14 protein-coding genes and 5 pseudogenes are annotated in these 15,978 nt (G+C 33.4%); 3 read left to right on the top strand and 16 right to left on the bottom strand.

Annotated elements, in window-relative coordinates; all coding sequences use genetic code 11:
• Positions 1-27 precede the first annotated feature (27 nt).
• Both GMB29_RS12815 and GMB29_RS12810 read right to left on the bottom strand, forming a co-directional pair.
• Positions 28-1,098, bottom strand: coding sequence for a branched-chain amino acid aminotransferase (locus GMB29_RS12815; RefSeq protein ID WP_136354115.1), 1,071 nt, complete (start codon positions 1,096-1,098; stop codon positions 28-30).
• Positions 1,099-1,327: 229 nt separating this feature from the next.
• Positions 1,328-2,500, bottom strand: a complete 1,173-nt coding sequence (locus GMB29_RS12810) for an LL-diaminopimelate aminotransferase (RefSeq protein ID WP_136354113.1) — start codon at positions 2,498-2,500, stop codon at positions 1,328-1,330.
• A gap of 175 nt (positions 2,501-2,675) precedes the next feature.
• Here GMB29_RS12810 and GMB29_RS12805 point away from each other — a divergent pair.
• A pseudogene (locus GMB29_RS12805) lies at positions 2,676-3,649 on the top strand (DUF3900 domain-containing protein).
• Positions 3,650-4,200: 551 nt separating this feature from the next.
• Here the strand turns inward: GMB29_RS12805 and GMB29_RS12800 are convergent.
• Positions 4,201-4,524: a hypothetical protein gene (locus GMB29_RS12800; RefSeq protein WP_155443892.1), complete on the bottom strand. Its 324-nt coding sequence runs from the start codon at positions 4,522-4,524 to the stop codon at positions 4,201-4,203.
• Here GMB29_RS12800 and GMB29_RS12795 point away from each other — a divergent pair.
• A complete protein-coding gene (locus GMB29_RS12795) occupies positions 4,523-4,798 on the top strand; it encodes a hypothetical protein (RefSeq protein ID WP_136354109.1) in 276 nt (91 codons plus the stop codon). The two genes, GMB29_RS12800 and GMB29_RS12795, sit on opposite strands and share 2 nt — an antisense overlap.
• 429 nt (positions 4,799-5,227) lie before the next feature.
• On the opposite strand, the gene GMB29_RS12790 is transcribed toward GMB29_RS12795, so the two are convergent.
• The 3 genes from GMB29_RS12790 to GMB29_RS12780 all read right to left on the bottom strand — a co-directional run bounded on the left by GMB29_RS12790 (position 5,228) and on the right by GMB29_RS12780 (position 7,130).
• Positions 5,228-5,470 (bottom strand): hypothetical protein, encoded by a 243-nt coding sequence (locus tag GMB29_RS12790; RefSeq protein WP_136354107.1) that lies wholly within the window; start codon positions 5,468-5,470, stop codon positions 5,228-5,230.
• A 346-nt stretch (positions 5,471-5,816) separates the two neighbouring features.
• On the bottom strand, positions 5,817-6,050 hold the full coding sequence (locus GMB29_RS12785; protein WP_136354105.1) for a sulfurtransferase TusA family protein: 234 nt from the start codon (positions 6,048-6,050) through the stop codon (positions 5,817-5,819).
• A gap of 12 nt (positions 6,051-6,062) precedes the next feature.
• Positions 6,063-7,130 (bottom strand): YeeE/YedE family protein, encoded by a 1,068-nt coding sequence (locus GMB29_RS12780; protein WP_196305247.1) that lies wholly within the window; start codon positions 7,128-7,130, stop codon positions 6,063-6,065.
• A 300-nt stretch (positions 7,131-7,430) separates the two neighbouring features.
• On the opposite strand from GMB29_RS12780, the gene GMB29_RS12775 reads away from it, so the two are divergent.
• A complete protein-coding gene (locus GMB29_RS12775; protein ID WP_136354103.1) occupies positions 7,431-8,432 on the top strand; it encodes a DUF3231 family protein in 1,002 nt (333 codons plus the stop codon).
• Between the two features lie 176 nt (positions 8,433-8,608).
• Here the strand turns inward: GMB29_RS12775 and GMB29_RS28080 are convergent.
• The 10 genes and pseudogenes from GMB29_RS28080 to gltD all read right to left on the bottom strand — a co-directional run.
• A pseudogene (locus GMB29_RS28080) lies at positions 8,609-8,725 on the bottom strand (antibiotic biosynthesis monooxygenase); the annotation flags it as partial.
• Between the two features lie 15 nt (positions 8,726-8,740).
• Positions 8,741-9,076 (bottom strand): annotated as a pseudogene (locus GMB29_RS27420) (radical SAM protein); the annotation flags it as partial.
• A gap of 42 nt (positions 9,077-9,118) precedes the next feature.
• Complete coding sequence (locus GMB29_RS12765) at positions 9,119-9,643, bottom strand: methylated-DNA--[protein]-cysteine S-methyltransferase (RefSeq protein WP_136354101.1); 525 nt, start codon at positions 9,641-9,643, stop codon at positions 9,119-9,121.
• 8 nt (positions 9,644-9,651) lie between these two features.
• Positions 9,652-10,245: pseudogene (locus tag GMB29_RS12760) on the bottom strand (Ada metal-binding domain-containing protein).
• 343 nt (positions 10,246-10,588) lie between these two features.
• Positions 10,589-11,017, bottom strand: a pseudogene (locus GMB29_RS12755) (cell wall hydrolase).
• Between the two features lie 137 nt (positions 11,018-11,154).
• Complete coding sequence (locus GMB29_RS12750; protein WP_136354099.1) at positions 11,155-11,607, bottom strand: SRPBCC family protein; 453 nt, start codon at positions 11,605-11,607, stop codon at positions 11,155-11,157.
• A 303-nt stretch (positions 11,608-11,910) separates the two neighbouring features.
• Positions 11,911-12,276 carry a YuzC family spore coat inner layer protein gene (locus GMB29_RS12745; protein ID WP_227551683.1) on the bottom strand — a complete coding sequence of 122 codons (366 nt, stop codon included), beginning with the start codon at positions 12,274-12,276 and terminating at the stop codon, positions 11,911-11,913.
• A gap of 128 nt (positions 12,277-12,404) precedes the next feature.
• On the bottom strand, positions 12,405-12,536 hold the full coding sequence (locus GMB29_RS27695; protein ID WP_264766604.1) for a hypothetical protein: 132 nt from the start codon (positions 12,534-12,536) through the stop codon (positions 12,405-12,407).
• Between the two features lie 174 nt (positions 12,537-12,710).
• A complete protein-coding gene (locus tag GMB29_RS12740) occupies positions 12,711-14,342 on the bottom strand; it encodes a PAS domain-containing sensor histidine kinase (RefSeq protein WP_136354097.1) in 1,632 nt (543 codons plus the stop codon).
• A 151-nt stretch (positions 14,343-14,493) separates the two neighbouring features.
• Positions 14,494-15,978 (bottom strand): glutamate synthase small subunit, encoded by a 1,485-nt coding sequence (gene gltD, locus GMB29_RS12735; protein WP_136354095.1) that lies wholly within the window; start codon positions 15,976-15,978, stop codon positions 14,494-14,496.

Genomic DNA, 15,978 nt, shown 5'->3' with positions numbered 1-15,978 from the left:
TGGTCTCTTTCAATCATGCTTATGGAATTACTTCACTTCAACTACCCAATTAAAGACATCTTCATATACGCCTGTTTGAATACCAGTCAATGTGTCATATAATTTCTTTGATAATTCCCCAGTTTCTCCGTTGTTAATCAACATTTTCTCTTCTTTATAGAAAAATTCACCGATTGGCGAAATGACAGCAGCTGTACCTGATCCGAATGCTTCTTCTAAAAGGCCATCTTTGTATGCTTGATATACTTCTTCCATTGATAAGCGGCGTTCTGAAACTGGTACTCCCCAATGGTTTAATATTTGAAGGATTGAATTTCTTGTCACACCTTCTAAAATACTACCATTTAATGAAGGTGTGACAATTTCTCCATTAATCTTAAAGAAAATGTTCATGCTTCCAACTTCTTCAATATATTTTTTTTCCACACCATCTAACCAAAGAACTTGTGAGTAACCTCTTTTTTCGGCTTCATCCTGCGCTTTTAAGCTAGATGCATAGTTACCACCTGTTTTCGCTTTACCAGTTCCACCCTCAACAGCACGAATATACTGATTTTCAACAAAGATTTTTACCGGATGAATCCCTTCTTTATAATAGGAACCTACAGGTGAAAGGATAATCATAAATCGATAAAATTTAGATGGAGCAACACCGAGATAATATTCAGTTGGAATGATAAATGGACGAATATATAAGGATGTCCCTTCTGCAGTTGGAATCCAGTCTTTATCAATTGACACTAATTGTTTAAGCGCATCAATCAAAAACTCTTCATCAATTTGCGGAATACATAAGCGATCATTTGATAAATTTAATCTTTGGAAGTTTTTATCAGGTCTAAACAATAGAACTTTGTCATCTTTTGTTCGGTATGCTTTTAATCCTTCAAAAACTGTTTGGCCATAATGGAAAACCATCGATGACGGACTTAAAGTAATTGGTTCATATGGAACAATTCTAGGATCATACCATCCTTTTGAAGAACTATAATCCATAACAAACATATGATCAGTAAAAACGCGCCCGAATTCCAGTTGATTAGAGGCTGGCTTTTCTTTTTTGGTTGTACTAAGTGTGATGTTAATTTTATTTGTCATAGCAAACTCTCCCAGTTCAAAATAATATAAGCTTGTTATTTTTAAAATAATAACGATAATTAATTCAATTTTCTGTATTACCTTATTTTATTCTTTTACTAAGTAGTTAACAACTGTTTTTCGACAAAAGATTCAAAATTATCTATAAAAAAAATTATTTTATACCAATTTTGACGTTATATTCATATAAGGAATCAGACATTTTTTAATGACCAGAAAATCTATTTTATTAATTTTTGAATATATTTGCCTTGTCAATTGACGAAATGACTTCTTTGAGCTTTTCTATACTTTGGATTAAAGCAATTCGGACATACCCCTCACCATTTGGACCAAACGCAGATCCTGGTGTAACAACCACATTAGCCTTATCTATCAAAGTATAAGTAAATTCTACAGATGTCCATCCTTTTGGAATCTCCGCCCAGAGAAACATCCCTGCATCAGGCTTTCTTATCTCCCAGCCTATTTCTCTTAACCCTGTAACTAATAGGTCCCTTCTTGACTGATAAATTTTTCTGCTTTCTTTACAAAAATCTTCACCATTCTGCAAAGCTTCAATCGCTGCATTTTGAATTGGCAAAAACACTCCATAATCTAAATTGCTTTTCAACTGCTTCATAGCTTGAATAATATCTTTATTACCTGCTAAATATCCAATCCGACTTCCTGCCATATTGTAGTTTTTAGAAAATGATGAAATTTCTACACCTACGTCTTTCGCACCTTCCACAGATAAAAAACTGACAGGTTTATTGTCATCATAATAAAGCTCCGAATACGCAAAATCATGAAGGATAAGAATGTTATGCTTTTTGGCAAATTCTACTACCTTCGTAAAATATTCTTTACCCGCTAACACAGGAACTGGATTACCAGGAAAGTTTAAAATCATCATTTTCGCTTTTTCTGCTATTTCATCAGGTATCTTAGAAAGGTCCGGCAAGAAGTTATTTTCCTTTAACAATGGCATAAAATACGGATTTGCTCCAGCCATAGCAATGCCCGCCGTATATGCTGTATAACCTGGATCTGGAACTAATATAATGTCCCCTGGATTAGCAAAAACCATTGGAAAATGAACAAGCCCATCTTGCGAACCCATCAGCATAATGACTTCATTTTCATGATTGAATTCTACTTGATAATTTTTCTTATAAAACATCGAAACCGCTTGATTAAACTGGGAAGTACCAGTTAATGAATATCCATATTGATCCTCTTTCAACACCTCTTTTGCCAGGCTTTTTGTAATAAAATCTGGTGGAGCTAAATCTGGACTACCAATACTTAAATCAATTATTGGTGCACCTTGACTTAGTTTTTGCTTTTTATAGAGGGAAAGTTCACTAAAAATTGAAGGTTGAAAAGACTTCATCCTATTTGATAATGTTATTTGCATCTAACCACTCCGAGATAATATTTTCATATAATTGATATTTTTCTGAAAATAAGTGTACCACAATTCGTAGTTATACAGGAATAATAAATGTTTATTTAATTATTGGAATTGACGATTTAAAATTGTTTCCCTATAATGAACAAACTGAACATATGTAAAGCTAGGTGATGTAAATTTGGAATTCAAGATTCGTTTTTTGTCTTTTTTTGTTATTCATGCAGAAGGAAAAGATGCGGATTCAAATAAATACTTTAAACACTTTCAAACTTTAAATGAGGAAGAATATGAAAATAGTGAATTAAAGGATTTCCTGGATGGGGAACTTAAAAAAATTATAAAAAGAAAAGTAGAAAAACATCCAAAATCAGAACAAGTTCCTACAAAACTTGGCCATTTTATCGTTGAACCAGGTCACGAGTTAGATTCAAACCCTAACTATAATCATTTTGATCGTACTTTAACAGCTGCAACAAAAGATGATTTCACTGAAAATAGTGAGCAATTTGTTCGTGCCTACCTTGATACAAGTGCTGTCCGTGGCGGTGTCTATTTAGTGGTTACAGCCATTCCAAGAAAATATTGAACATAAATTTTCATTTATTCTAAAATGTGACTTCGAACCAAAAGTTGCATCTATAGTTGATGAATCAACTCTCATCAGAAAAGTTGAGATGGCGATCACTACGAAAAATATGAAGTCAATTCAATACCCCTACATGCCTGAAGAAGGGATGATTGAATCTGGCGAGCTGAAAATCCACCAAGCATCACACCCCGCTACTTTGAGGATTTCTTGAAATTTGTCGAATATGGGGAGTCAATGCCTGAAATTATGAAAAGTCAAGTGATGACAATGGTTCAAGAGCATGTCTAAGAGACATATGAAGAGCATAGTCAAAGCAAGTCCGAAGCGTGAAGTACAAGAACGACTAACGACTGAACAGGTTGTAGAAGCGACCGCAATGATTGTCGAGAATACACCAGAAGCTGTGTTGAAAATGAAGCTTGGAGATACGCATATTAAGGGAGTGCTTGCCGATTTTGCTGAGAATGTAGCATTTAGGAAAGATAAATGAACGATATGTACTGCTTGTTGAGGCAGATACGATTGAGTTTGAGAAAGGTGTCTCCCCTATTGAATTTCATTAGCCTGATGATTTGCATGAGATTATAGAAAAGATTATTCACAAGAGTCCTGGGGATGAATGATTTTAGTTGAGACTTTTTTTAAGTGTCCAAAAATGTAACCGCTAATGTAATAAAAATATTAACTTGATCTTGTTAAAAGATTTCGTACATTTGAGAGATAAAGATCGAAATAAAGAATGCTGACTGAGAGCATTCTTTTTTGTTTTTCATTCATTACTCCTCTTTGGAAGCATAGAAATAAAACAATTTTTTAGTTATTTTTAAAAGGTATTACAAAAGTCCTCTCCACTCACAGGATTGTTTCTTATTACTTTACATGCAACCGCAAATAAAGTTTCGTATCGATACCCACCTAATTATTTTATTAAATTCAACTTCTATTTGAGTAAGATGTACAAACAGGTTTTTAATTTATGAATAACATATTAGAAAATAAAAGAAAGGATGTGTTTTAAATTAAAAGATATGTAATTCCTCATAGTTATTATACAAAAACGTTTGATTGTTTTCCTCACTTTCCACCAAAACGAAAAAAATGCGATTCTGAAAGTCTAGTCCAAAACGTCCATGTCAATGTCACTTTGAACAATGAAAAAGATGACTGTAAAAAGAATCACAGGTGTAATGAAGATCATCATATGAAAGATAATGATTGTAAGTGTCACCCTAAGAAAGATTGGAATTGTTGCAGCCATCATGATAAAGACTGCGATGAACATCGCAGAGATGATAAGTGCTGTTGTCATAAAAAAGATTACGATGACCATTACAGAGATGAGAAATACCATTATCATTGCAGAGATAACAAGTGTTGTTGTCATCATGATAAGGGCTGCAATGAGCATAAGAAAGATGATAAGTGCTGTTGTCATCATGAAAAAGGCTACTATGAGCATAGGAAAGAGGAAAAATGCTATTGTCATCATGATAAGGGCTGCAATGAGCATAAGAAAGAGGATAAGTGCTATTGTCATCATGAAAAAGACTACTATGAGCATAGAAAAGAGGAAAAATGCTGTTGTCATGATGATAAGGGCTGCAATGAGCATAAGAAAGATGATAAGTGCTGTTGTCATCATGAAGAAGGCTGCAATGAGCATAAGAAAGAGGAAAAATGCTGTTGCCATCATGATAAGGATGACAATGTAAAGAAAATAAAGAAAAAGTCCGAAAAAAAGTTCAAAAAAAAGTTCAAATAAAATAAGAAATGTTAGGGCTACTATTAAATTTTCTAGTAGTCGAAAATCTCTAATTAAGATGGACAGTATAACGCTTGCGTCGGACTTAAATGAGAAATAGTATTTAATCCGTCGCACGTATTGTGTACCGAAATTAGTAAAGTACGGTTTTATCAAAACATTTGTGCGTGATTGTCATATTTAATTTATCAATACCATATTCTGTTACAGCCGCATTTTCCAACGAAAGAATGCGGCTTTATTGTATCATAACAAAGAATTGTCTAAATTAAATTTGTATAAACGGCTATGTTTGTTTACTCTTATATTCCAAGCTATATGAGTTTCATACAAAATAGATTATTAAATATTTTACTAAGTAATTGAATGACAATACAAATTATGCGGTAACAGCAATAGGTACAACTTTTGGAAAAAGACCTTGTTCTCCCTCTATAAAGCCTACTTTATGCGTCTCGATATCACTAGAAAACAATAGAGGTACTTTGGGATATTTCTTTTTACTTACTGATTCAATCCAACTAAAGAATTCAGTTTCCCTTTTAAAGTGTGCTCTTGGATTGTGCAGAGTCCAAGGATCACCATAAGGAATCACCAAGGGTAATAATAAAGTTAAATACATGCTGACAACACCTCATATGTTTTTATATACAATATGGAATTAGTGAAAATTTGCTCAAAGGTTTTAAAATTATTATTTTGCAAAGTATAATTTTAAATCTTCTATCCATTAAATTCTCACGTTATAGTGTGTCTTGCGTGTAAGGAATACATTATTATTTAGGTTCCTTGATACATTATTTGATTAACCTAAAACTGTTAGTTTATCTTAACATCGGAGTCTTGTGATATTAATACATCATATTTACTTAGCCTTTCCCCATTTTTATACAATTAATTGAAGTTATGGCAAATGAAAAAGCATGAATCCGGTCTAATACCGAATTCATGCCCAGAAAATTGCTAGCCTATACTAGACTATTTTTTTGTACAGTAATCGTCCATGCTGCATCACTGAGTTGTTCATAATTTGTTATAGTATGACCTTCTTCAGCAGCCCAGCGAGGAATACTTTCTGTTGCTTGTGTACAATCAAAATTAATAACCAATTCATCTCCAGAACCGATATCTTCAATTTCTTTTTTTGCTTCAATTAATGGGAAAGGGCAAACTTGACCCATAACTTCTAATGTTTTTTTCATATCTCATCTCTCCTATGCCGTTGTTACTGTTGTAGCAGAAGCAACAGTTTTTTTAATTCGTGGTCGAACAAATACAAAATAAGAAGCTGTCCATGTACCTAATATCATAAATAGTAATGCAACCCAACCTTGCCATGTCATCATAGCAGTCATGACTAATCCATTTCCAATTGAACATCCGCCAGCTAAACTAGCACCAAATCCCATTACATTTCCACCTATAAAACTAGTAATACCAGTTTTTGCATCAGGCATTCTAAAGCGAAATTCCCGACTTGCCTTTGCGGCAATGAACGAGCCTAAGAAAATTCCAAGTACAAGGAAAACGCCCCAATTGATTAAAGTTTGATCACCTGTTACTAAAAATTGAAGAATATTTGCAGACGGAGTGGTAATTCCAAGACCACCTATTCTTCCTGTCGCAACACTAAGCGGCCATGCAAGAATAGCAATGATACCGACTAATGTAGCTGTAAAAAATGGATGCCATCTTTTTTCAAATAGTAAATGAGAAAGACCAGTACGCTTAGGTTTCATTTGTGGAATGAAAACTTTTGGCTTTTTAAGTTCTCTAATAACTATAGCTGCCACAATCGTAACCAAAACGACAATAAAAATCCAAGTTGGTATTCCGGTTGTTTCAGAAATAGAGTTACTACCTAGTTGAACAGATTGAATAGAAGTATTTACTGGCATCAATGGACCAGATTTCATAATTGCACTCATAGCCATATAACCAAATAGAGCGATCCAGCTTCCAAGTAAGCCTTCCCCAGCCCGATACCATGTTCCTGTAGCACATCCTCCAGCAAGAACAATTCCAATTCCAAAAATAAAAGAACCTACTATAACGGCTAACCAAGGAAATGCACCTGCTGAAAATTCAAATACACCGAATTGAATTAAAGCAAATACACCAACACTTTGTACAGCGATTGCGATTAATAAAGCATAAAACATACGATTATCTTTCGCAATATACATATCTCTAAAGCCACCAGTTAAACAAAAACGCCCTCTTTGCATGACAAAACCTAGTAATATACCACAAATTAGGCCAGTTATTAACATTTGAATCATGGCTATCCTCCTCGTTAATTCCTAGTATAATTATATGAATTATTTCGTTTCATTATAAAATAAGTTGCAGCATTGATCAATCTTTTATATAAAATTTTAATAAAAAATTTAAAGAACATAAAAGTGGCAAGTCTTTTTAATTTTATCTCTGTTAGTTAAAGATCGGAACACATGACAAATCCAATCTGAATTAACCTTGAATAAGAAAATGAATCGGCTAATTTGATTTTTTATATTGTTTATTCATAAATTAATTTATGAATGGTTATAATATGAAAATAAAATTAGGAGGGTAAGACTATGTCTTCAAGTCAAGTGCCTATTTCAGCTTCAGAATTAGCAAATTTGTGGATGACCTATCAAGAAAAAACAATGATGCTCAGGGTATTAGAGCATTTTATAGAGCACGCGGATCATGAAGAAAAACTACTTTTACAAATGCATCATGAAAATGCTGCTAAAAACGCTGAGAAGATTACAATCATTCTCCAGCAAGAAGGTGCAGTAGTACCTATTGGTTTTACTGAAAGCGATATACATAAAGGTGTTCCAAAATTATATGACTACATGTACGATATATTGTACTTGCATATGATGACTAAGGTTGAAATGAGTCTTTATGCTCTGTTTACAGGCATGTCCTATCGAAAGGATATTGAGGACTTTTTTATAGGATTGACTGCAAAATCTCAGGAAATGAATAGTCTCTCAACCCAACTCCTACTAGAAAAAGGAGTCTTAGTACGCCCGGCTTTAGTTTCAATGCCAAAAGAAGTCCATTTTGTTAATGATAAAAATTATATGGATGGTTTTCATTGGTTTAGTGAGAAGAGATCTTTAAATACAGTTGAAGTTTCACTTATCCATCATGCGATCGAAACAAATCTTATCGGGATGCAATTAATGATTGGCTTTGCTCAAGTAGCTAAAAATCCTGAGGTACAAGATTATTTTGTTAAAGGTATGAAATTATCTAAAAAAATTGAGATTGATTTAGGTGAATTTTTGCGTGAAAGTTTTATTGAACCGCCAGCTACACATGCAGGTAAAGCAACAACATCAAAAACAGCACCTTTTTCTGATAAATTAATGATGTATAATTCCAGTTTATTAGCTTCATTTGGACTTGGTAGTAATGCTTTAGGCGGTGCATTTAGTTTACGTAGTGACTTACCTGCAAAAATGGGGTTTCTTGTAAAAGATATTTTCACTTTCGCTCAAGATGGCGGAAAGATTATGATTAAAAATGGCTGGATGGAAGAACCTCCACAAATTGAAGATCGCAACAAGTTAACAAATTAATGGGGATTGTTCGATTCATACCTTTTATTTAAATGAAAAATAGAAGTGAGTGCTAAATCGGCAATCACTTCTATTCTAGAGTTATCTTTGTATATGCATTATATTTGCAAAAGAACAGATATGTAATTTCAAATAATTATGTTAATTATTTTGTTCAATTTCTTTCTTTGACACTTTCACATCATATAATCCTCCTTCTGAACTATGATATATTCTGGCTTTGGTTTACCAAGCCTTGCTTTATGACCTGCAATATGTGCTTCACTTTTCCCCCATATTTTCCAATAATCTTCATATTTCTAATTTTATACCATAACCTGGAGTAGTGATCTAGTCACTTTTTCTTTATGTTCGATTGGTTATACGGATCTGTGCTCGATGATATAAAAATTGAAACCTTTCCTTTTGTTATAGCTCTTGTAAGTTCCTTACTTAATATAGTTCCTGCACCATTCTTCATATCAACCCACTTCCCCCACTCTATATCCCGAAAGAGTGATACTGGCATTTGTCTTACATACCAATATGAACAACCGAATGAACATCCTGTATAAATGTTAAGCGAATGGCTATAACCGGAAAAGATATCCAGTGCCTTTATTTAATATAGTTTTTGGATTTTTATAGAATAATTCACTTTTCATGATATTTACTTTCTAAGAAAGCTTGTTTTTCTGCTTGGAACATTAAATTAAACCTTTTCGTTCAATATCCAAGAGATCACTCTTCATATCCAATCCACCTCTGTAGCCAGTTAGATTTCCATTTTTACCTACTATACGATGACACGGTACGGCGATTAATAAGGGATTTGCACCAATTGCAGTACCTACAGCACGCACAGCAGCAGGTTTTTTTATAATATTGGCTATGTCAGAATACGTTTTCGTGTGACCATAAGGAATTTCACTAAGTGCACTCCAAACTGCCTGTTGGAATGGTGTTCCCTTCACATCATATGAGACAGTAAAACATTTCCTTTTCCCTTCTAAATACTCAATTACCTCACTTTCATAAGGTATTAGTATTTCACGGTCTTCTGTTAGAGGAATTCCAGGAAAACGCTTATTTGCCCAAACTGACAATTCATCAAACGGCATATTTTGAGAACCTACGAAGCATAAACCTTTTGCAGTTGCTGCAAGATATAAATTCCATTCCTTATAATTTAGCAAAGACCAATATATGGTCAGATTATTTTTTGTACTCATTTCATCACCTATTGTAAATTTTGCTGTATTTGTCGAAATTGATTAGGAGTTGGTCCTGTTTTCTTTTTAAACAAGGTTACAAAATAGGATGTATTTGTTATACCAACAGTGCTTGCAATATCCACATCAACTTTATCAGTATGCAGTAAATATGATTTAGCTGTATTTAACCTGACATTTTGTATATATTGCACAGGCGTTATCCCTGTTATTTTTTTATATGTACGTTGCAAATGATAAGGGCTACCATGGCTAATATCTGACAAAAATTTCAGTGTTAGCTTTTCAGTAAAATGGGGATCAATGTATTTGGTGATGGTATCGATCAATTCATTATCAGGTAAGAGTTCATTAATTGGGTAACAACGTTTACAAGGGCTAAACTCTTCAGACAATGCTTGTTCAGCGCGAAAAAAAATACGGACATTTTCTTTTTTTGGCAAGCGTGATTTACATGAAAGTTTACAAAATATCTTTGTGGTTATAACAGCTTACAAAAATTGATTGTTAAACGCAGCATCATTTTCTATATATGCCTTCCATTTTTCATCTGCCAATAAATGATCATGATAATAAATTTGATTGCTTTGATTGTCAATCATACCTTTACCGGAAATACTGGACATTATTCACACCTCAATATTAATTATAACAATCATTCACTGTAATGGAGGATGTAAGAAATATTATAGTAAGATTTTGAAAATGATCTATTTATAAAAATTGCTTAAGAAATTTCTATTGTTCTGGCAAATGCATTTTGAGTTGCCCTGTAGGTGTAATTGATTTTTCAGGAATATCGCTGATATATCCCCATTACGCCTTGCTCTATATCTGCATTCTAATTTTTAAGTTAACTTAAAATTTCTTATAAAAGAAAAAACAGCCAAACATCGGCTGTTTTCTGTTTATAATTCAACATATACAAATGAAGTTATTAGCCTATTAAAATGTATTATAAATATTCTCACATGTTTCAGCTGTTGGTTCATAAAAACAATGAAGTTTGTAACGAGCAACATGCGGTTGATTATACCATTGTGGAGGACAATCGCCAACTGGTCGAAAATACCATAAACTAAATCGTGCCGGCCATAACCTTTCCCCATTAATAACGCGACGTGCTAACCGTTTTTCGCTTTCCCGAGACCTTTGTTAGAAGTAACCTTTTATCGTAGCTTCAAAAGCATGTGGTTGATAGATCATTTGCGGAATCGTACGCAGTCCTTTAAAATCTGAACAATTTGCTCTAATTCGGTTAATCCCCACATTTCCTACCATCAGCATCCCTTGTATCCCTTCGCCCTCGGCTTCAGCTCTAAGCAATCTTGCTAAGAGGTCGATATCTGCTTCAGTAGCCTTCACAACTGCCATGACATCACCTCCATTGAATGTACTCCTGTATTTTATTGCATATTAGCAAGGGCCATCACAACTATTGCACTAGACAAGATTTAATACTTGTAAAAAGAGAATAATCCTTTATAAATTCATCATTTATTAAATAGGAATTATTTAACCTTTTCGAGCTTTTCAATTTTTGCCACAATTGCGTCGGTCAATTCTTTTGTCATATCTACAAGGTTTTTCTTTAATTGGGAATTAACCATTTTTGCCATTGCCCCTTCTGACGTAATTTCGAGGTAACCTATCATGGTTGTGTTCTTTTCATCTATTTTCTGTACTTCAAAATATCCGCTACCTGTTGCTTTTTCATTTATTCCTGTCAGATTAAAAGTTACTTTCGAGGGTTCAGTCCAGCTAATAATATCAACTTTTAATTGGATCTTTTTCTTAATTAGTCCAAAATCACTTTTAAACATCCAAATTGACTCTTTTTCATTGATAATTTCATGCTCAATATATCCAGGTACAAGCGGCGCCCAATTATCCATCACGCTTACAAAGTTCCAAATTGAATAGATTGGTAAATTTACTACAACCTTATATAATTCGCTTGGCATCTATTTATCCCACCTTCGATTTGGATTAATCAGTAAAATTGGTATTCAAAACAATATGTAAATAGGAAAAATATTATGCTATTTCGAATGAATATAATTGAATAAACATCCTATCTTAAGGAAAAAACATCTTGTGGATGTATATATGTAGGTATAAATAATCTTCTAGGCAAACATTATTGATAAAGGTAGTTGATATTTGCAGAATATTTCAATATAAAATAAATTATTCATTTATAGAATTAAATGGGACTTTAACATGATGAAAGCCCCATCTCATTTTCCTACGAAACTTTGATTATTTTATAACCATCTTAGAGCAATGGTCAGGTGACAGCATTCAGCAGTACCTACTGTTGAAGATAACTTTAGATGGATTCCATCTGGGTTAAAAGTAGTTTCAACTTTTGATTTGATTCCGGTTGATTTAATTAGCTTGTCGACTTCATTCTTATTTGATTGTTGGGCAGCTGACATGACTTTACCAGCAAATATTTTTGAATCTGCTAACCGATTTAAAACGAGACTCGCATCCTTCATCAACATTTGCATTGATTTTGCTGATTGCTCAAAAAAGGTCGGATCTACATCAGGAAATTGTCTCCTCGGACGTTGGTCATAAGGTTTATATGGCATATATTGTACTTGTCTATTAGGATATCCGTTCACGTCGTTCCCCATATTATAATATATTGGATGACAAAAATAATAAGGCACATTAAGCATCTCCTTATCTTTATTAAACACTCTATAATATACGGTAAAAGAACCTAGTGGTGATGAGTTTTTTATATCATTCACGTAAAATATTGAATCAAATATAGAATAACTACTGCCAAAAATATAGGGGTGATTGTTCTAGCAAACCGTTTTATTCTTTTTTTAACAAAATTTTTATTATAAGTAAAAAGCTCTCGATGCTCTTCCATTAAAATCCTCCTGTATAAATCAGCTGTATTATTAATCTATTCGTAATGTAAGAAAACAGTTAATATAAATGACTTATACTCAACCATTTCCTCTATAGTTACCAAGAATAGTGGATGCAGCTATTTTTCACCAAAATAAAAAGCCCTATGTGGATTCTGTAATCATAGGGCTCATTATTTATTGATGGGGAGTAATATCTCAACAATTGTCCCACCATCTACTTTACTTGAAAAGTCGATTTGACCTTTGTGTGACTCAACAATTCTGTAACTAACTGTTAATCCCAATCCAGTTCCTTTTTCTTTCATTGAATAAAATGGTTCGCCTAAATGCTTCAATCTCTCTTCTTCAATCCCACATCCATCATCTTTAAATTGTATATATATCGTTTCTTTATCTTTCATTCCAACAAGGACTTGTATATGTTTTGCTGCTGCCTCAATCGAATTTTTTATAATATTTATAAATAGTTGTTTGAGTTGATTTGGTTCACAATCTATTAGTGGCAAATGTATATTTGTTTGTATATCCAGCTGAACATTATAAAGGTTTGCTTCAGATTCTAATAAGGATTGAACATTTGCTAACAGTTCGTTAATGTTCCTTTTTTGGAATTGTATTTTTTGCGGCTTTGCTAATACTAAAAGCTCGCCTGCAATAATATTAATCCGCTCAAGTTCATCAAGCATAATTTTATAATAATTTTCATTCTCATTACTTGTTGTTTGTAAAAGTTGAACAAACCCTTTTAATGAAGTTAATGGATTCCTAATTTCGTGAGCAACACTAGCAGCTAATTCTCCTACAACAGATAATTTTTCTGTTTTACGAAGTAATTGTTCTGTTTCTTTTTCTTTCGTAATATCAGCTGCATATCCAATGAGCCCTACTGTCTCATTATTAATAATCATAGGGACAGCAGTACATCGAAGTATTTTCTTTGCTTTATCTTTCGGATTGATTTCTATTTCTTGATTAATCCATGATTTATTTTCTTTCACTACATCTCGAAACGCTTTTATTACACGGTTCCGATCTGTTTTTGAGATAAGGGATATTATTGTTTTTTGCATATATTCTTCGATTCGGAATCCTGTATATTCGTAAAAATGTGTATTTGCATTAGTGAGCTTCCCATGCAGGTCAATCATATATACTAATTCAGGGTTAAACTCAAAAAGTGATTTATATCGTTGTTCACTCTCAGCTAATTTCTTTTCAGCCTCAATTTTCTCTGTTATATCTCTGCCCATTACGACTAATTCTTGTCTTGCACCATATTCATCAAAAATTGGAATTTTCATCGTATCAAATGTTCTAAGTGAACCATCATATTGAGGAACTTTTTCTATGCATCTACTTGGCTTCGCTTTTAACCAAGCCTCTTCATCTGATATTTCACAAAATCTCAGTGCATCGCCATAAAAATCAGTATACTTCGCAAGCTCTGAATCTTTTTTTCCTCGATAATCAACATGTTGGAGTTGAAACATTTTTAACGCAAACTCATTAGCTCTTATCCATCTTCCTTCTCCATCTTTGAAATTAACAAAGTCAACCATTGAATTGATTAAGATATTTAATTTATTTTTTTCTTGTTTTTCGTTTTCATAAGCTTCTTTTTTTAATATTAAATAATATATAAAAATGCTAGTTAATACAATAAATATGAAGCCTTTAACATTTTGAAAAACAAATAGTTTTTCTTTCGATATATCGTTAAGGACAATATAGTTGTCAGTGATAACGATCCATAATGAACTAAAAACGATATAAAGAAGTATTAGTTTTAATTTATTTGGCATATCAATCTCCTTGTACAATAACCCCTAAAATGTATTTTACTATAATTTAGTAATATATTACATTATATTCAGTTATAAACGAAAAAAAAATGACCTATAGTGTAAAGAAATTACACTTTAGATCATTTTCATTTTAATGCCTTGTATATGATTATACTAAAACAGTGCTACCCATTAAATAACGATCAACTTCACGAGCTGCTTCACGACCTTCATTAATCGCCCAAACGATTAAGCTTTGACCGCGTCTAGCATCACCTGCTGCAAAGACACCCTCAATATTTGTTTGGAAGTTACCGTATTTTGCAGCAACTACATTTCTAGCTGTTGTTTCAACATTAAACTGTTTTAATACAGGTTGCTCAGCCCCTTCAAAACCAATCGCAATAAAGACTAATTGAGCCGGCCAAACTTTTTCTGTCCCTGGAATTTCCCTAAAGTAATACATTCCATTTTCATCTTTAAGTTTTTCCATTTGAATTGTGTGAAGCTCTTTTAGATTGCCATTTTCATCTGCAACAAGTTTCTTTGTTTGAATTGAATATTCACGTGGGTCCGACCCGAACTTTGCTTCTGCTTCTTCATATGCATATTCCATTGTAAAAACATGTGGAGCTTCAGGCCACATATTCTCTTTTGTCCGAGACATTGGTAATTTTGGATGTTTCCCAAATTGAACAACACTTTTACATTTTTGACGTAGTGCAGTTGCAACACAGTCCGCACCAGTATCCCCACCGCCAATGACAATAACATCTTTACCTTCTGCATTAATAAACTGTCCATCTTCAAAATTAGAATCAAGATAGCTTTTTGTAGAAGTTGTCAAATAATCCATAGCTAAGTGAACACCTTTAGAATCGCGGCCTTCGATGACCAAATCACGTTGTTTTTGGGCACCAACACAAAGGATGACAGCATCATATTGTGAACGTAATTCTTCTGCCGTAATATCTTTACCAACTTCGGTATTTGTAATAAATGTAATACCTTCTTGGCTTAACAGATTAATACGTCTCTCAACAATACCTTTATCAAGCTTCATATTTGGAATACCATATGTTAATAAACCACCTGGACGATCAGCACGTTCATAAATTGTAACAGAATGTCCAGCCTGGTTTAATTGGTCAGCACTTGCTAATCCAGCAGGTCCTGATCCGATGATTGCAATTCTTTTCCCTGTACGTTTTTCTGGAATACGCGGTGTAATCCACCCATTTTCAAAGCCTTTTTCAATAATCGCTTTTTCAATGTTTTTAATTGTTACAGCTGGATCAGAAATAGCAACGTTACATGATCCTTCACAAGGTGCAGGGCAAACTCTTCCTGTAAATTCTGGAAAGTTGTTTGTTTTTATTAAACGGTCTAATGCTTCCTTCCATCTACCACGGTAGACTAAGTCATTCCACTCAGGAATTAAGTTATGAATTGGACATCCTGAAGTGAAACCATTAATCTCAGTACCAATATGACAGAAAGGAGTAGCGCAATCCATACAGCGCGCTCCTTGTCTACTTAACTTATCCTCAGAGAAAGGAGCTGAATATTCTTTCCAGTCATTTAGACGTGTCAGCGGCTCACGTTCAGCCGCCTCTTCACGTTTAAATTCTAAAAATCCTGTTGCTTTCCCCAT

This window comes from Metabacillus sediminilitoris (genome assembly GCF_009720625.1).
GTDB lineage: Bacteria > Bacillota > Bacilli > Bacillales > Bacillaceae > Metabacillus > Metabacillus sediminilitoris.
Note: the sequence above shows the minus strand (reverse complement) of the source record. Positions and strands in the feature narration are given on the sequence as shown.

Coding starts and splice junctions, on each gene's coding strand:
- GMB29_RS12815 (WP_136354115.1), bottom strand. CDS start 1,098: ATGACAAATAAAATTAACATCACACTTAGTACAACCAAAAAAGAAAAG.
- GMB29_RS12810 (WP_136354113.1), bottom strand. CDS start 2,500: ATGCAAATAACATTATCAAATAGGATGAAGTCTTTTCAACCTTCAATT.
- GMB29_RS12795 (WP_136354109.1), top strand. CDS start 4,523: ATGAAAAAGGCTACTATGAGCATAGGAAAGAGGAAAAATGCTATTGTC.
- GMB29_RS12800 (WP_155443892.1), bottom strand. CDS start 4,524: ATGATGACAACAGCACTTATCATCTTTCTTATGCTCATTGCAGCCCTT.
- GMB29_RS12790 (WP_136354107.1), bottom strand. CDS start 5,470: ATGTATTTAACTTTATTATTACCCTTGGTGATTCCTTATGGTGATCCT.
- GMB29_RS12785 (WP_136354105.1), bottom strand. CDS start 6,050: ATGAAAAAAACATTAGAAGTTATGGGTCAAGTTTGCCCTTTCCCATTA.
- GMB29_RS12780 (WP_196305247.1), bottom strand. CDS start 7,130: ATGATTCAAATGTTAATAACTGGCCTAATTTGTGGTATATTACTAGGT.
- GMB29_RS12775 (WP_136354103.1), top strand. CDS start 7,431: ATGTCTTCAAGTCAAGTGCCTATTTCAGCTTCAGAATTAGCAAATTTG.
- GMB29_RS12765 (WP_136354101.1), bottom strand. CDS start 9,643: ATGAGTACAAAAAATAATCTGACCATATATTGGTCTTTGCTAAATTAT.
- GMB29_RS12750 (WP_136354099.1), bottom strand. CDS start 11,607: ATGCCAAGCGAATTATATAAGGTTGTAGTAAATTTACCAATCTATTCA.
- GMB29_RS27695 (WP_264766604.1), bottom strand. CDS start 12,536: ATGGAAGAGCATCGAGAGCTTTTTACTTATAATAAAAATTTTGTTAAA.
- GMB29_RS12740 (WP_136354097.1), bottom strand. CDS start 14,342: ATGCCAAATAAATTAAAACTAATACTTCTTTATATCGTTTTTAGTTCA.
- gltD (WP_136354095.1), bottom strand. CDS start 15,978: ATGGGGAAAGCAACAGGATTTTTAGAATTTAAACGTGAAGAGGCGGCT.